This is a genomic window from uncultured Granulicatella sp., assembly GCF_963515615.1.
Taxonomy (GTDB): domain Bacteria; phylum Bacillota; class Bacilli; order Lactobacillales; family Aerococcaceae; genus Granulicatella.
In genome coordinates, this window is record NZ_CAUPZT010000022.1 from 1 (window position 1) to 16,805 (window position 16,805).

Annotated in this window: 14 protein-coding genes; all 14 read right to left on the reverse strand. The window is 33.4% G+C overall.

The window, feature by feature from the left end; translation table 11 throughout:
* Positions 1–763, reverse strand: a 763-nt coding sequence (locus RYL55_RS04955) for an MBOAT family O-acyltransferase (RefSeq protein ID WP_315007813.1), incomplete at its 3' end; no start/stop codon positions are given.
* Position 764: 1 nt separating this feature from the next.
* A complete protein-coding gene (dltA, locus tag RYL55_RS04960; RefSeq protein WP_315007815.1) occupies positions 765–2,258 on the reverse strand; it encodes a D-alanine--poly(phosphoribitol) ligase subunit DltA in 1,494 nt (497 codons plus the stop codon).
* A 215-nt stretch (positions 2,259–2,473) separates the two neighbouring features.
* Entirely contained in the window at positions 2,474–3,364 is an 891-nt protein-coding gene (locus tag RYL55_RS04965) for an ROK family protein (protein WP_315007816.1), read from the reverse strand.
* 137 nt (positions 3,365–3,501) lie between these two features.
* Positions 3,502–4,389: an Hsp33 family molecular chaperone HslO gene (hslO, locus tag RYL55_RS04970; RefSeq protein ID WP_315007818.1), complete on the reverse strand. Its 888-nt coding sequence runs from the start codon at positions 4,387–4,389 to the stop codon at positions 3,502–3,504.
* Positions 4,390–4,465: 76 nt separating this feature from the next.
* A complete protein-coding gene (gene ftsH, locus RYL55_RS04975) occupies positions 4,466–6,514 on the reverse strand; it encodes an ATP-dependent zinc metalloprotease FtsH (protein ID WP_315007820.1) in 2,049 nt (682 codons plus the stop codon).
* A gap of 83 nt (positions 6,515–6,597) precedes the next feature.
* A complete protein-coding gene (gene hpt, locus RYL55_RS04980; protein ID WP_315007822.1) occupies positions 6,598–7,137 on the reverse strand; it encodes a hypoxanthine phosphoribosyltransferase in 540 nt (179 codons plus the stop codon).
* Positions 7,131–8,477 (reverse strand): tRNA lysidine(34) synthetase TilS, encoded by a 1,347-nt coding sequence (gene tilS, locus RYL55_RS04985; RefSeq protein ID WP_315007823.1) that lies wholly within the window; start codon positions 8,475–8,477, stop codon positions 7,131–7,133. Before tilS ends, hpt begins: the two co-directional genes overlap by 7 nt.
* Before the next feature lie 71 nt (positions 8,478–8,548).
* The gene (locus RYL55_RS04990; protein ID WP_315007825.1) at positions 8,549–9,046 is read right to left on the reverse strand and encodes a S1 domain-containing RNA-binding protein; all 498 of its coding nucleotides are present in this window, start codon (positions 9,044–9,046) and stop codon (positions 8,549–8,551) included.
* A 90-nt stretch (positions 9,047–9,136) separates the two neighbouring features.
* On the reverse strand, positions 9,137–9,562 hold the full coding sequence (locus RYL55_RS04995) for a septum formation initiator family protein (RefSeq protein ID WP_315007827.1): 426 nt from the start codon (positions 9,560–9,562) through the stop codon (positions 9,137–9,139).
* 145 nt (positions 9,563–9,707) lie between these two features.
* Positions 9,708–10,406, reverse strand: a complete 699-nt coding sequence (locus tag RYL55_RS05000) for an MgtC/SapB family protein (RefSeq protein WP_315007829.1) — start codon at positions 10,404–10,406, stop codon at positions 9,708–9,710.
* Positions 10,407–10,547: 141 nt separating this feature from the next.
* On the reverse strand, positions 10,548–11,201 hold the full coding sequence (locus RYL55_RS05005) for a hypothetical protein (RefSeq protein ID WP_315007831.1): 654 nt from the start codon (positions 11,199–11,201) through the stop codon (positions 10,548–10,550).
* Positions 11,202–11,344: 143 nt separating this feature from the next.
* Positions 11,345–11,617 (reverse strand): RNA-binding S4 domain-containing protein, encoded by a 273-nt coding sequence (locus tag RYL55_RS05010; protein WP_006703326.1) that lies wholly within the window; start codon positions 11,615–11,617, stop codon positions 11,345–11,347.
* A complete protein-coding gene (locus RYL55_RS05015) occupies positions 11,604–13,223 on the reverse strand; it encodes an oligosaccharide flippase family protein (protein WP_315007833.1) in 1,620 nt (539 codons plus the stop codon). Before RYL55_RS05015 ends, RYL55_RS05010 begins: the two co-directional genes overlap by 14 nt.
* Before the next feature lie 21 nt (positions 13,224–13,244).
* Entirely contained in the window at positions 13,245–16,769 is a 3,525-nt protein-coding gene (gene mfd, locus RYL55_RS05020) for a transcription-repair coupling factor (protein ID WP_315007835.1), read from the reverse strand.
* Between the last annotated feature and the right edge of the window lie 36 nt (positions 16,770–16,805).

Consider the following 16,805-nt stretch of genomic DNA (forward strand, 5'->3'; position numbering starts at 1 on the left):
AAAATGGTTTATTAAAGTTCATAGGAGTTTGAATCCCCATAATATTACTTACACCCACAGCCATTAAACTATATCCTGCAAAATCAAAAAATAAATAAAACGTATATACATACATATAGGAGACTGTTGTAAATAAAAATCCTTTATTTGGTAAATGGTTTAATGCTAAATATAACAATCCTGATAATACCATTTTATAAACAAGTCCTAAAACTAGTCGAAATAATCCTGTTCCTAATAATTCGACATATTCTTTTCTTGGAATAATTTGATGAATATCATCTACAAATCTTTTACTTCTATCAATTGGTCCCGCACTAAAAGTTGGGAAAAATAATAAAAATTGAAGATAATCAAAAATATTAATAGGCTCCTTAATAACTCCATCATAAGTTTCAAAAATAATTTGAAGAACTTTAAACGTCATATAAGAAATTCCTAAAAATCCAAAAATGGAAACTTTCCAAATAACAACTGTTTTTGCTGCTATTAATAGTAAACTCGCAAACAATAATATAGGATATTTCGTAGATTTTTTCTCTCTAAAATGAAAACCTAATCGAACTAATAAATAGGTTTCCACAATAAAATTGATTAAATTTATAAAATGATTTGGTTGCTCTTTAAATACTGCAATCGCAATTCCAATAGAAATTATTAAAGTAATCCAATAAACTGATTTTTCAAATAGGCGTAATAGAATAATTGGAATAAGCCCTAAAAATAGTACCCCAAAAAACTCTAAGCCATCAAAATATTCCATTCTATAACTCCTTTAATTTTTTCTTATCAATTTTACCATTATTATTTAATGGCATTTCATCTAAAAAGACGATTTTTTTAGGAATCATATATTCTGGTACATATTGTGCCAAATCTTGTTTAATCAACTTTCCAGTTGCAAATCGACTTTCAACAGCATCTGTATACACCACATAAGAAATGATGGATTTAATTTTCCCATCTTCAGCGTAGGATGGAACAGTTGCTGCTTGGCGAACTTTTGGATTTTTTAATATATTATTATCAATATCTTCCAATTCAATACGATGTCCATGTAATTTAATTTGGAAATCAATTCGTCCTTCGCAGAATAATAAATCTCCTTCAAAATGACCTAAATCACCCGTTCTATAACTACGATCTCCTGTTTGAGGAATGACAAAACTCTTTTCTGTCATTTCTGGGTTTTGATAATATCCATTGGCTACTGTATCCCCTTGGATAATAATTTCCCCTCTATCTCCACCTTCAATCGTTACCGTTGTTCCAGGCTTAATCACACCAACAGGTAGATTATCCGGATATTGTTCTAAAATCTCTCTTGTTATCGATACCCAAGTAATCATCACAGTTGATTCTGTTGGTCCATATGTATTCACTACTTCCGCATTTGGGAAACGATCTAATAATTTTTGAGCAGTAGTAGCAAATAATTTTTCACCACAAAATACAAACTGATCTAGCTGTGGCAATAATTCTTGATTAAAGCTAGGATCTACTAAGCACATTTCTGCAAAAGATGGAGTAGAAATCCAAATGGTAGCATTTGATTCTTGTAACGTTTTAAATAGCACTTTAAAATCTTGTAAATGTTGACGATCAATTTGAATTAAAGGTGCATTCATATAAAGAGCAGGCCATAAAGACATCACTGATAAATCAAATGAAAATGGTGGATGCCCTAAAAAGACTTGGCGTCCCTTATTAGTATAATACCCTGTGTACCATTTTAAAAATTGATTTAAATTATAATACGTTATAGAAACACCCTTTGGCTTCCCTGTACTTCCAGATGTAAAAATAATATAAAAGATATCTTCATCTTTCACATAATAACTAGAATCAATATTTTCAGTTGTTGTACGAAGAATTTCTTTTGTAGCTGAAACATCTAGTAATGGCGTTTCTAATGCAATCTCTTCGCTTGTTAATACAACTGGTGATTGTACCGTAGCAATAATATCTTTAACTCGATCAATTGGAGTGTTAATATCCACTGGGCAAAATGCACGCCCTGACTTAACACAAGCTAAAAAATAGACAATCATCATCGGATGTTTATGTCCATATACAACAATCGGTTGACGATTTTCTTGTAATCTCTCCTGTAAATAATACGCTAACTTATCTGAATATTCCCAAAATTGAGATGGAGATAACTCTTCTTCTAAAAATAAATCATGACGATAGATTTTTTCAGTATTCCCTTTTAAACTCATTAAACGATCTAATAACTTTTCAAACACCTTATTCATTTCCCTTCTCTATCTAATCGCCTGACAGTAAAGTCTACACTGCCACATAATGAAAGTATACCATATTATAGTTTTTCTGGAAATCGTATTCCTCAAAATAGCAAACTTTTATAAGAAATTTTACCGAAATTCTTCACATTTTAGATTTTTTCTTTAAACTCTCCTCTTTTTACTAAAAATAAAAAGGCTGGAACAACATTCCAACCTTCAATCCTTTATAACACTAATAATCCAGCTCCAATAATTCCATTGTCTCCTTTAATGGTTGAAGTAATCATTCTCTGTAACACATGTTTTTGTTCCGCATGTAGGCGAGTATCCAAAATTTCTTTTACTAACTCAATATAGTCTGGATTATAATTGGATACACTTCCTCCAAATACAATAACATGTGGGTCTAATAAGCAAACCATAGCATGTAAACTACTTGCAATTCCACTAGCTGCTTGACGAATAATAGTTGTAGCAATCTCATCACCTTGACGCCATTTTTCAAATACATCCTTAGTTGTAACAGAATCATCTTGAAATAATTCTTGTGCTTTCTTTTGAATCCCTACCCCTGAACAAGCTTCTTCTAAACTCATCCATTGATCAAAGAATGAAACTGGAATAAAACCAATTTCTCCTGAGAATCCACCTCCACGTAAAATTTGGTCATTTACAATATTTGTTGCTGCAATACCTGTAGATAGTGTGACATACGCAAACATTTCTTTTTCTGTTAAATTTTGAAGACGGTATTCTGCATATGCAGCTACTTTTACATCATTATCAATTTTTACCGGAATAGAACCATAAACTTCTTGTAATTTTTTTACAATTGGGAAGTTTGGCCAAGGAATATTATTTTGGAAAACAGCTACTCCTTGTTCAACATCCACTTTCCCTGGTAAGCCAATTCCAATTCCTTCCATTTCTTCAATCGAAAATGGATGTTCATTTAATTCTTCATTGATTAAACGTACCACTTGTTGGAACAATGTTTCCGCACTTTCTACTTCACTAGGAGCTTGTCTACGGCTTACAATTTCTCCCTTTTCATTAATAATCGCTACTGCTACTTTTGTTCCACCAATATCTACACCGATAGATTGTTTCATCATTAATCTCTCCTTTTTTACAATCGTTTTCATCGCTATTGTAGCCTTGTTTTACAATTTTTGCAATGATAAATTTTAGAGAAGTTAAAAATAAATATCTAGTTACTTGTTCTTCCTAATTTTGAACCTATTCTTCAACATTATTTTTGAGCGTTAATTTCTGTGATTAAATCATTTAAATCATCTTCACTAAATTGATATTTCTCACCGCAGAAATGACAAACAATTTCTGCTCCATGATCTTCATCAATTAAATGTTGTAAATCCTCTACACCAATCGATAATAAACCTGCACTAAATCTTTCTCTAGTACAAGGACAATGAAATTCTACCGGTAATTCTTCCAACACTTTAATATTTTCTTTCCCTAATAAACGGTTTAATAAATCAATTGGTTCTTCTTGCTGGTCAATCAATTTTGAAACAAGTGGCATTTCGTTAATACGGCGTTCAATTTCTACAATCGTTTCTTCGCTAGCTCCTGGAAGTAATTGAATCATAAAACCTCCCGCAGCACGAACGGATTCATCTGGATTTACTAAAACAGAAACACCAACCGCCCCATTAATTTGCTCTGAAACAGCTAAATAATATGTAAAGTCCATTCCAAGTTCACCATCTACAATTGGAATTTGTCCAGAAAAAGGTTCCTTCATTTGTAGATCTTTAATAACTGTAATGGTACCATTAGTTCCCACAACGCCACGAACATCTAATTTCCCTTTTTCATTTAACGGCAAGCTTACATGAGGATTTGAAATATATCCTCTCATTTGACCGATACCATTTGCTTCCGCCATGATTTTTCCGCCAGGGCCATCTCCGTTGACTTGAACCGTAATTTTTTCTTTTCCTTTTAAACTAGTCGCTAATAATTGAGTTCCAATCATCGTACGACCTAATGCTGCTGTAGCTGCACTCCAAGTATCATGACGTTTTTGTGCTTGAGATACTGCTTCTGTGGCTACAATCGCAACTGCTTTGACTTCATCATTAAAAGCTAATACTTTTAATAAATGATCTTTCATTCTTCATTCCTTCTTTCCTTCATAAAAGAAAAGTGGGAAAGAAAAGTATTGACTTTCCCTTCTCACTTTCTTGTCATTATTCTTGTTCTGAATCCGAATTTGAATCAGATTCTTCTTCATTATCATCTTGTTTAGATGCTTCACGTTTAGCTAAAGCTTTTTTAGTCTCTTCAAAACTAGCTGCTTCTGATTCACTTGGATACTCTTCTTCAACGTCTTCTGTTGGCATTTCTCCAGTTTCAAACAACGCTTTAATTGTACGTTCGTCAAGAGTTTCTAATTCTAATAATTTCTCAGCAATTAGCGTTAATTGCTCTTTATGTTCTTCTAAAATTTGTAATGCTTGTGTATAAGCTTCTTTCATAATAGAACGAACAGCATTATCAATTTCAAATGCTACTTGATCCGAATAAGCTTTTGTTTGACCATAATCACGTCCAATAAAGACTTGATGATTTCCTTCATATTGAACTGTTCCTAATTCATCATACATTCCGTATTCTGTAATCATACTACGAACAATTCCCGTTGCTTGTTCAAAGTCGTTACTTGCTCCAGTTGTTTTCTCATTAAAGATAAACTCTTCAGCAGCACGTCCTCCAAGTAATCCAACTACTTGTTCGAATAATTCTTTTTTAGTCATTAAGAAGCGATCTTCTTTTGGAAGCATAATCGCATATCCGCCTGCACGTCCACGAGGAACAATTGTCACTTTATGAACGACACGAGCATCACTTAATACCATCCCAACGATTGTATGACCAGCTTCGTGGAAAGCAACCATTTTACGTTCTTTTTCACTGATTGCACGATCTTTTTTAGCAGGTCCTGCAATCACACGGTCATGAGCTTCATCAACATCTAACTTGTCAATTGCTTTTTTATCTCTTCTTGCAGCTACTAACGCAGCTTCATTTAATAAGTTTTCTAATTCAGCACCAGAAAATCCTGGAGTTTGTTGAGCAATGACTTTTAAGTCTACCTCTTTTGCTAGTTTTTTATTTCTAGCATGAACTTTCAGAATGGCTTCACGCCCTTTAACATCTGGACGACCTACTAAAATTTGACGGTCAAAACGTCCTGGACGTAATAAAGCTGGGTCTAATACATCTGAACGGTTTGTTGCAGCAATCACGATAACGCCTTCTGTCCCTTCAAAACCATCCATTTCAACTAGCAATTGGTTTAGAGTTTGTTCACGTTCATCGTGACCTCCTCCCATACCTGTACCACGTTGACGACCAACAGCATCGATTTCATCAATGAAGATAATAGCTGGAGCATTTTTCTTCGCATTTTCAAATAAATCACGAACACGGCTTGCCCCTACCCCAACGAACATCTCTACAAATTCAGAACCTGAAATAGAAAAGAATGGAACATTTGCTTCACCAGCAACAGCTTTGGCTAATAAAGTTTTACCTGTCCCTGGAGGGCCTTCTAATAAGACACCTGCTGGAATACGAGCTCCAAGAGCTGTAAACTTACGAGGATCTTTTAAGAATTCTACTACTTCTACTAATTCTTGTTTTTCTTCTTCAGCTCCTGCTACATCTGAAAAACGAACCTTCACTTTTTGTTTTTGATCGGTAGCTTTTGAACGACCAAAGTTCATAACACCACGTGGTCCACCTTGTCCCATTTGGCTAGAAAATACGTTATACATTAAAAATCCAAAAATCGCAATTGGAATGACTAATTGTAAAAATAATGATAACCAAATTCCAGACTGACTTTCAGGAAGTGTCGTAATTTGAGTACCTGCTTGTTGTGCAGCATTATTAATTTCAATTACAGTTCCATCATTTGGTAAAACAACTGTTTTGAAACTTGATGTTTTAGAAGATCTCTTATCAAATAATGCCAATCCTTTAGAAGTTGTATTTGAATTTTCTTTTGCTTCTTTATATTCCCCAGTTATTGTATAAACAGAGTTTGCATATTGCATTTTTATTTCTTTAATGTCACCTTTTTTCAATTCTTGAACGAATTGTGTATAACTAATTTCTGTTGTTTGCCCATTGGATCCTTGATTAAACCAAGAAACTAATCCAATAATTGCCACAAAAATCATAATATACATTAGTCCATTACGAAATGTTTGACGATTATTATTTGTATTCATTTTGCCTCCTACATTTTAATAATTATACTAACTATAGTATATCAGATTTGACTATCTTTGACGAATAACTTAACCAAATCTTATTATTCATACATTTCTGGTTTTAAAACTCCAATATACGGCAAGTTTCTTAACCCTTGTTTATAATCTAATCCATAACCAACTACAAATTTATTAGGCACTTCTACCCCAACATAATCTGCTTCAATCGCCATAACACGACGTTCAGGTTTATCTAATAATGTAACAATTTTTACACTTGCAGCTTGACGATGTTTTAATAACTCCACAATATAAGCTAATGTACGACCTGTATCAATAATATCTTCTACAATTAAAATATGGCGATCTTTCACACTTTGATCTAAGTCTTTTAAAATTCGAACTTGACCACTTGATTCAAATGCATCTCCATAACTAGACACATCCATAAAATCTACTTCTAAATCACAGTTCATTGCACGAACAAGGTCTGTCATAAAGAAAATAGCTCCCTTTAAAATACAAATCACTAATGGATTTTTATCTTGATATTCTACGGTTAATTTTTCTCCTAATTTTTGAATCGTTTCCTTCAACTCTTCAGGACTTACTAATACTTCTGCAATATAATTATCTAACATGTTGACACCTCTTCTTTTCTATAGAATACTCTTATTTTATCAGTTTCTTTCATTTTGGACAATGATTGTGGTTTACGAAATCCTAATATTGCTATAATTTCTTTTGCTGCATTTTCCACAACCCATAATTTTTCCCTTTCTTCTTTTGGAATCTTCTCATTAATACAATATCTTCTTAAACTTTGATGTTGATTTGAACGGAGTAATAAAGAATCTCCAGACTTTCTTCTACGAATGGTTAATGGAAAATCCTCACACGAAATCATCATTTCCCACCCTCCTTCTTTCGTAAATGAGACTATTTCATCCTTAGATAAAACAATATCCTCGGTTTGAAATTTTTCTACTCTGAATTCTTTATAGACAATAGATTCCACTTCTTTTTTTACAAGAAATAATTGCTGGTATCTTTTTTGAAAAATCCATCCTTTTGGTAAATTCAAACTCAATTGAGATGTATCAGATAAAATAGCTTTATGAATATCTGACACATTTTTTGTACTCAACAAACCACCTATTTTTTTAGATATTTCCACTAAAATAACTTTCTGTAAGCCTATTGGTTGTTTAAGATAATTATCCTTATTCCAAGACCAACCATTCGGTAATTCTACTAACGCTTGCTCCATCCATTGATAAGTTATAGTCCCAATCAATTCTTGTTGTTCTTGCAACGTTGTTGTAAATTTTTGAATTTTCTGATTAAATTTAGGATTTTCCTTTTTAAATAAAGGAATCATTTCCTGTCTAAATCGATTTCTCGTATATGCTACACTTTGGTTAGTAGTATCTTCACTATAAAGTATCTGATGCATCGAAGCATACTCGTATAAAGCTTTTTTATCCACCGTTAAAAAAGGGCGGATTAAATATCCTTTGCCAAAAGGACGCATCGGTTTCATGCCAGCAATTCCTTCAAGGGTACTTCCTCTTGTCAATTTCATTAATACCGTTTCTGCTTGATCATCTGCATGGTGGGCTACCACAACATAAGAAGCATGATGTTTTTGCTGGGATTCTTTTAATTTTTCATAACGAAACTGCCTTGCTTTTTCTTCAATGGCGCTATTTTGACTACTACCTTCTTCCCAATGGTAAACCTCTACTGATAGATTTCTTTTTCGGCAAAATTCTCTTACCATCACTTCCTCATCATCCGATTCCTGTCGAAGATGGTGATGAATATGAACAACCGTAATGATGATAGGGTACTTCTTTTGAAGTTGAAAAAATTGTTCCAATAATACCATCGAATCTACTCCACCAGAAACAGCTAAAACATACGACTCTTGTTGCCAATTTAAAATATTGCGTTCTAAAAATTGTTCGACTTCATTCATCTAAACACCTCCTTTAATCCTTACATAACAAAAATGAGACTGGAATACTCCAGCCTCATCTCTTCATACTATTATGAACGGCGTCCACCACGTCCGCCACGTTTACCTTCTGTATTACGTTTTAATGATGTTAAACGATCTTCAGAATCCTTTAAGAAGGAACTCATCATCGCATCAAAATCTGTTACTTTTGCTTGCGAAGGTGATTTTTTTTCAAAAGATGGTGCAGGTTTAGATGCATAAGATTGTTTCTTAAACCCTTGTCCTTCTTGATTGCGTGAAGCTGATTTTTGGAATTTTGGTTTTTCCTCAACAGTTTCTTCAGAAGAATCATCAGCACTTGCACGACGAATCGATAAACTAACCTTTCCATCTCCTGCAATTTCCATTACTTTTACTTGAACTTCATCTCCGACTGTTAAGACATCTTTAATATCTTTTATATAAGAATTAGATACTTCACTAATGTGAACCAAACCCGTTTTACGGTTTCCTAAATCCACAAAAGCTCCAAAATTTGTAATACCAGTTACTTTACCAGGTAAAATAGTTCCTACCTCAATTGACATATAAAAAGCGTTCCTCCTTCAAATTTCCCTTTTATACACACGCTTGACGAGTATAAAAGATTATTTCAAATACTTGTACACTTGCAACTATTAATGACGAGACTGATTTTCTTTTACTTGTTGAATTTTATTTTGTGCAGCATCATCAGGTGTATTAAAAATAATTTCTCCTGATTTACTTAAGTAATATTCACTACGTGCAAGTTTTGCAACATAATCATCTTTTTGTAACAATTCAACTTGTTGAAGTAAAGATTTTTGTTGCTCTTTTACTTTTGCTTCATCTTTTTTAGCTTCTACAATTTTTGCTTCAATCTGGCTTGCTTGATTCAATTGTCCCACAATTTGTAAAACCAGTGTTCCAATAATAGCAATCACGACAGCCATAAATAATGAATGCCATACAGCTACTCTTTTCCAAACTGCTACTTTTGGTAAGTGAATAGTTTTATGCAATTTTTTCTTTTTTGCTTTAAACGCAATTATTTTGCTATTTTCTTCTTGCTTTTTATTCACTGCACTGACTCCTTTAATGATTATATGACGAGTATAACAAGAATATGATAACTAGTCTATGCTTTTAGGAAAATTTTATAAAAAAAGTAGTATAAGCCACACTGCTGGCTAATACCACTTTACTATTTCAGACAAGTCTTATTTGTTAATATTCTTCTGTCTTGAACTTGATTTTCTTCACTTCTAAATCAGAATGTTGTTCTTCAATATACTCCTGAATTTTCTCAATGACAATTTCTTCTTCATGCTCTACTCGCACAATTAATTCAAATTGACCATCTTCTAATTCTTTTGCTTCAACTTGAATCGCCTGATACTCTTCCAAATGACAAAAATCATATAATTTTTGCATAATTGTGACATCTGGAACTAAACAATGAATACTCACTTGACGTTTTTGTGCCTTTAATGGTGATTCATGCGTTAACAATTGAATAATGACTACCACAGCAGCACAAACTATTCCAAAAATCCACATTCCTCCACCAATTGCTAAACCAATTCCTGCTGTTGCCCAAATTCCTGAAGCAGTTGTAATCCCACTTATTTTCTTATCTCGCATAAAGATAATACCACCACCGATAAAACTGATGCCACTAACAACTTGCGCAGCCACACGAGCAGTATCGAAATCCGGTGTGTCTAAAAATGCTTCTTTAGAAATTAGCATCATTAACGCTGAAGTCAAAGCTACGATTACATGCGTTTTAATACCGGCTTGTTTATTTCTCGATTTTCGTTCATATCCAATAGCCAATCCACATAAGCAAGCTAAAATAATTGCCATTAAATGACGTGTTTCTAACAACACATTAAAATTTCTACTAAAAATTGTTTCTACCATACTTGCTCCTTTCATGAACTTTGAATTTTTTGTACTGTCATCAAAATGATAACGTGCTCATAATTCTATGCTTTTCTTCCATAATTGTCAAGAAATCTTATCTTTCAATTTAAGCATCATGAATTGGGGTAAATATGATGATTATTCCTTAGAGATACTTATGATTGAATCTTCCATATTCTTCAGCACAAAGATATCATAAAACATCTTCAGTATGCTTCCAAATACAATCAAAATTCCAAAAGCTATCCATAACATTTGAAGATTTATCGTTCCAAGAAATACACTTCTAACTACCTGTCCAATTTGAAGTGCACTCGCATGATCCATCACCTCTATTCCAAATGAGAAATGATCATAAAAAGTATGAATCATCATAATGATTTGAAGATTAATAAAAATGGAATTTATCTTCAATTCTTTATCCTGATGAATTTTTCTAGTACTCAATCCTAATAAAATCATTAATACAACTGTAAACACAATCGTTAAGTCCACAATCACACCAAAAGGAAATGAACGAAACTTAAGAATAGTGCCCTTTATAATCATCGGACCAAATACAGCTGCCATTAATATTAGTTCTAGCGCTATAATTCCTTTTTTAATTTTGAAAGGTAGTTTCATCATACTAAACAATACCAACAGAAAAGCAAAACAACTAACTCCCATCGCTCTCCACGATTCATACATCACTTCAACAATTCCTTTTGTACTAAAGTACAAGCCAAATAAAAAAATAAGAACTGACGTAATCATCGCAACACTCAAATAGACTTTACTCATTTTATTCATCTTCCTCATCCTTTCTCTGATATGGAATCGTTATTTTCTTCACATATAGTATAATGAAAACATTTTTCTTTCTCAATAGATGATCTATTTAAGATTTTCTAAAAAATAAGAGAGGTTGACGAATCAACTCTCTCTTCTCCGTTTTAAAACTCTTCTGTTTTCACTACTTGTTTCTCTTCTAAAATTGTAAACATTTCTTTGGCATCTTCTTTTCTTGTTGAGTCTAAAATCGCATCTACACGAACTGTTACAGTCTTATTTCCAAATTGAATGGTAATAATATCTCCTACTTTTACATCTGTTGAAGATTTTGCCACTTTATCTTGTACCGTAATTCTTCCTTTATCGGCTACTTCTTTTGCAACACTTCTTCTTTTAATCAATCGAGATACTTTTAAATATTTATCTAATCTCATCCTTTTCCCCTCTTTTCTTCCATTTTCTTGTAAATCTTAATAGTGATTTCCCTTTTGGAATCATTACCCATTCACGAAGGGTAAATAACTTTATTCGAATTGCCCCTATTAAAAATACGAAAATTCCAACGCTTACTAATAAAAGAGCAATCAGTGTATCTTTTGTTCGGGAATCACCAGCTGGAAAATAGCGTTCCAATAGAATATTTAAAATTCCTACCACGACTGCCATTCCTATTGTTACAATTCCTAATTTTATAATCGTTGCCTGCTGATGACTCGAAGAAGACGTACTCTCTCCACTCAGCATCCAAATCATTCCTAACATCACAAATAACCCTAAAATCGTTGCAATACTCGCTCCTAATGTTTGAAACAGGGGAATGAACCAAAGATTACCGATCCCCTTAGCAATGAGCCCAATAAATAAGGCTATAAGCGTAATGGAATATTTTCCCGTACTTTGTAATAGTCCATGATAAGCCATCATCATAGAAGCTAACACAATACTGATTATATAAATACTCAGCACATCGTTTCCTTGAATATCCCCAAAAAGCATATGATTAACTCTTGGTAAAATGACTAACAATCCTACTGTTGCCACTACTGAAAATACCATCGTCATTTTTAAAAGTGAGTGTTTCAATTGTTCAAATTCTTCTAAATGATGTTTTGTATAACTTCGACTCAGTAATGGTAAATAACTTGAAGAAAATCCAACTCCAACAACCATTCCCAATTGCACTAGTGGTTGTCCTCTATCAAAAATTCCTTTTAAATCTTTGGCAACTTCTTGATTGATTCCCTGTTCTACTAACCCTTTAAATAAGGTAAATGAATCAATCAATTGGAACAATACTAAAATCGAACTTAATAAACATATAGTTCCACCTTCAATGACTAATCTCTTCAGCAATACTCCCCATTGAATCTTATGAGGTTCAATGACACGACTGCCATTCCAATTTTCAAATGAGTCTGATTTTTTATAATACAATAATACAAAAGTTGCCATCACTGCAGCCACAACGGCACTCGACATTGCCCAAGTTCCCACTACATATAAATCATTCGTGAGACCTCCATAAAAACTGGCAGCTAATAAGATCACACTCACTCGAACGACTTGTTCCATTACTTGAGAAACTGCTGTTGGAACCATTCGATTCGTTCCTTGGAAATACCCTCTAGCAATTACCAAAAATGGCATCATTAAAAACATCCACGATACACTTTGAATAACTGGAGATAATAAAGTATCTCCCATCCATAAAGCAATCAGTTCTGACTGTGTATATAAAACTAAATATACGCCTATTCCTAATCCACTTAAAATCCAAAATAATCGTTTTAAAAGAGGAGTTAATTCATAATCCGAACGATACTGAGCAATTAATGCTGAGACAAATACTGGAAAACCAGAGAGAGCAAAGGTCATTCCAATTCCATAAATGGGATATACTTGTTGATAAACGTAAAAACCAGTATTCCCAACCATATTTTGAAAAGGAACTCGATAAACGGCACTTAATATTTTCGCAATGAAGGCTGCTAGTGACAATACCAACGCTCCTTGCATCATCTGTCTATTCGATTTAATCATTGAATCCCCCCTCTTGTGTTCTTATTCATTTTCCTCTTTTTGCGCTTCTACAACTTCACAACATTTTTCTAAGAAAATTTTGATTTGTTCTAACCATAAATCCGTTGGTTGATTCGTTACATTGAGCAATACTTGTAAAGTTGTACCTTTTTTAGTAACTTGAGCAGGTAATTTCACTGGCCCAAGGGCTTCAAAAATGGCAACTCCTTCTAATTGTTGAGCTACTGGTTGAGCAATAGATATAATGATTGAATATTGTTTTTTCTTAATCGAAGTAATCGATAACTGCTCTGCAAAATATTTTAGCATTCCAACTTCTAATAAATAGCTCACTTCATCAGGGAATTCTCCAAAGCGGTCAATAAAATCATCTAATAATTCATGATACGTTTCCATACTATCAATAGAACGAATTCGTTTATACATTTCAATTTTTTGACGTTCATCTTGAATATAAGTAGCTGGAATATAAGCATCTACTTGTAAATCAATTTCAACAGAATCTTCCATTGTTGGGACTGCTTTCCCTTGTTTTTTCAATACTGCTTCACTCAACATTTGAGAATATAAATCAAATCCAACAGAATCTATAAATCCATGCTGTTGTTTTCCTAATAAATTCCCTGCACCACGAATCGATAAATCTCGCATCGCAATTTTGAATCCAGAACCTAATTCTGTAAAGTCACGCATCGCTTGCAGACGTTTTTCTCCAACTTCTGTTAAAGTTTTGTCTGGTTGATACATTAAATACGCATATGCAATACGGTTGGAACGTCCCACTCTTCCTCGTAATTGATATAACTGTGACAATCCCATATGATCCGCATTTTCAATGAATAAAGTATTTACATTTGGAATATCTACCCCTGTTTCAATAATCGTCGTTGTTACTAAAACATCATATTCTCCCTCAATAAATTGATATAAAATATTTTCTAACGTCGTTTCACTCATTTGTCCATGAATGACTCCAACTCTTGCTTCAGGAACTAATTGACGTAATTCATCTGCTTTCTTCTCAATGGTTTCCACACGATTGTATAAATAGAAGACTTGTCCTCCACGAGCTAATTCCCGTTCAATTCCATCTTTAATTGTAATCCCTTGTTGCTCCATTACAAAAGTTTGGACAGGATAACGGTTTGAAGGTGGTGTTTCAATAACGGATAAATCACGTACTCCTAACATCGACATATGCAATGTTCTAGGAATTGGCGTTGCTGTTAGTGTTAAAACATCGACTTGGGATTTCAATTGTTTCAATCGTTCTTTATGTTTTACACCAAATCGTTGTTCTTCATCGACTACTAATAACCCTAAATCTAAGAAATTCACATCTTTTGATAAAACACGATGCGTTCCAATCACGACATCTACTTGACCTTTTTGTAATCCTTCAATTGTTTCTTGTTGCTCTTTCTTCGTTCTAAATCGACTTAATAATCCTATTTTGAATGGATAATCTACAAATCTTTGAACAAAATTTTCATAATGTTGTTCTGCTAAAATCGTTGTTGGTACTAATACTGCTGCTTGTTTTCCGTCCATTAAAGCTTTGAAAACTGCACGCATCGCTACTTCTGTTTTCCCATAACCAACGTCTCCAACAAGTAAACGATCCATTGGTTTATCTTTTTGCATATCTGCTTTGATTTCCTCAATACTTCTTAATTGATCTTGAGTTTCTGAATAAGGGAAAGCATCTTCAAATTCTTTTTGCTCTACGGTATCCTTGCTAAAGGCATATCCTTTTTCCGCATCACGTTTTGCATATAATTCAATTAATTCATCGGCAATATCTTCTATTTTAGTTTCAACTTTACGTTTCGTTTTAGCCCATTCGCTACTTCCTAATTTATTTAATTTAGGAACTTTTGCATCCGAAGAAACATATTTTTGAACCAATTTAATTTGATGAACAGGTACAAATAAATGCCCTCCATCTTGATAATGAATCGACATGTAATCTTGATGGACACCATTAATTTCTAGTGTTTCCATCCCTTGATACACACCCACCCCATGATTGACATGGACAACATAATCTCCAACTGCTAATTCTGTATAACTCTTCAATCTTTCCGCATTGGAAATTTTTTGAGTTCTTGGGGCACGTTTCGTTAATTTATTAAATAGTTCCTTTTCTGTAACGACTACAAATTTATCTTGTGGTAATTCAAATCCATGGCTAAAAGTTCCTACCATAATTTGAAGAATTCCTTCTTGTACTTCTTTTGTAATAGTTGCTGGAATATCAAAATCATGGAAAGTTTGTTCTACTTTTGCAGCTCTCGTTAACTGATCCACCACTACGATAACCGTAGCTTTTTGTTTCGCCCAACGATCTGCTTCTACTTTTACCATTGGCATTTGTGAGAAGAATTGTGTCATTGAACGTTCTTGAATATTATGAATGGCTTCAAACGTTAATCTTCCCAATCCTTTTTGGAATAATGAGAAATACGTTCTTGGTAGCGTGGAATCTTTTAATACTTTCTTTCCTTCAAAAATCATATCAATCGAACTAGCAATCATTCCTAATTCTAATTGATGAATTTTCCATAATCCTGCTTCTTCATGAAGTGAACGTTGTTTTTCTTGAATTCGAGCATAATCATCTACTAATAAATATCCTTTTTTAGACACATAATCTAAAATAGTCGTTTTATCTTTATACAATAGTTCGAGCCAATAAGAAATTTTAGGAGGAATCTCTCCTTCTTCTAATTGTGTCATCAGGTGATTCATTTGATTGGTTAATAATTGCGTACGTTCATCTGATTCACTACTCTTTATATCTTTTTCATAAGCTCTTTGAATCTTAGCCTTTGCCTCAAATACCACTTCATATTCAAATGGAATATCTGTTGCCGGTAAAAGAATAATATTTTCCACCATTTCGAGTGAGCGTTGCGTTTCTGCATCGAAAAACCGTAATGAATCTAATTCATCATCAAAAAAATCTAACCGAATCGGATGTTCTTGATCCAACGGATAAATATCAATAATCCCTCCACGAACCGAAAAATCTCCTGGAGTAGCTACCATTGCTTCTCTACGATACCCCATCCGTCCTAATTGAGACACTAATTCTTCTACTTCTAACCTTGTTTCTCCAACAACTAATTCAATCGTACTTTTCTTCCAAACTTCTAATGGAACTAGTGGCTTTTGAATTCCTGATAATGGAACTACTACAATTCCTTTCTCTCCAGTTGTTAAAAACTGTAATGTTCGAATTCGATTACTCACCACTTCAGGAGAATGAATCGAATATTCTGCCGCTAACGATTCTTCTACTGTAAATAAATATACTTCATCTTCATACCACTGTACTAATTCTTCATATAATTGAGTCGCTTGTAACATTGTTGGCGTTACAACAACTATTGGTCCCTTCCAATTTTCATATGCATTTGCTACAGCTAAATGTTTCGCTGCTCCAGTTAACCCTAACACTAACTGACTTTGCAGCTTAGGAAGGTTTTCTATCCATTCTTTAAAACTATGGATTTGTTTTTTACTAATTCCTAATGGTAACATATCTATTCCTTTCTCTTTATATACGCACTAAAAAGG